1 protein-coding gene is annotated in these 1,271 nt (G+C 58.9%); it reads left to right on the plus strand.

The features are described from left to right. Positions 1–1,034: ATP-dependent DNA helicase (locus tag V6C16_RS13535; protein ID WP_333536954.1), on the plus strand; the 1,034-nt coding region annotated here is incomplete at its 5' end. Positions 1,035–1,271: the final 237 nt, after the last annotated feature.

The raw sequence follows: 1,271 nt of genomic DNA on the forward strand, positions 1-1,271 counted from the left end.
TGGCCAAGCGCATGGCCGAAACATCGGGGCGCGAATCCCGCACCATCCACCGCCTGCTGGAGTACAGCCCCAAGGAAGACGGCTTCGCCCGCAATGAGGACAGCCCTCTGGCCTGCGGCCTGCTGGTGGTGGACGAAGCCTCGATGATGGACACCCTGCTTTTCTACCACCTGCTCAAGGCCGTTCCCCTGGGTGCGACCCTTGTGCTGGTGGGCGATGTGCACCAACTGCCCTCGGTGGGTCCCGGCAACGTGCTGGCCGACATCATCGCTTCCGGCGTAGTCCCCGTGGTGGAGCTTACGGAAATTTTCCGTCAGTCGGCGGAAAGCGAAATCATCTGCAATGCCCACCTTATCAACCGGGGCGAGGTTCCTTCGCTGGAGTCCAGCAAGGACCGCCTTTCCGACTTTTACTTTATCCATCAGAACGATCCGGAAAAAGCCGCCGACCTCATGGTTGATCTGGTGCGCAACCATATTCCGCGTCGCTTCGGGCTTGACCCCGTGGACGACATCCAGGTGCTCACCCCCATGCACAAGGGGGCCGTGGGCGCGGGACAGATGAATGCGCGCCTGCAGGAGGCCCTGAACCCCAACGGTCTGGAAGTTCGGCGCGGCGAACGGTCCTTTCGCCTGCACGACAAGGTCATGCAGATACGCAATAACTACGATAAGGACGTATTCAACGGCGACATGGGGCGGATCAGCTTTCTTGATCTTGCCGATCGCACCTTGAGCGTCACCTTTGATGATCGCGTGGTTCCCTACGAATTTGATGAATTGGACGAGCTGGCCCCGGCCTACGCCATATCCATTCACAAATCCCAGGGTTCGGAATACCCCGCCGTGGTCATACCCATCATGATGCAGCACTATGTGCTGCTGCAGCGCAACCTTATCTACACCGGAGCCACACGCGGCAAAAAACTCGTCATCCTGGTGGGCGAGTCCCGCGCGCTGCACATGGCCGTCAAGAACAACAAGACGCGCAAACGCTTCACCCGCCTGGCCGAGCGCCTGGCCCCGGCCGAATAAAAATACCGCTCCCGGCAAAAACACTTCAGGCCGACCGCATATGCGGTCGGCCTGTTCACTGGAGCTGTTCATTTGCACGGTTACGCGCCGAAGCAAACGCCCCGGAAGCATTTAGAGCAATTTCACTTTGAAATTGCTCTGGCGGCTGCGTGAGCAGACGTTCGCTACGGAGGCGTAAGCGCAGTTTATCTGCGCGGTTAAACGCCGAAGTGAGCGTGCCTTAAACTTTGAGAATGT

The sequence above is a fragment of the Desulfovibrio sp. 1188_IL3213 genome (assembly GCF_036763145.1).
Lineage (GTDB): Bacteria > Desulfobacterota > Desulfovibrionia > Desulfovibrionales > Desulfovibrionaceae > Desulfovibrio.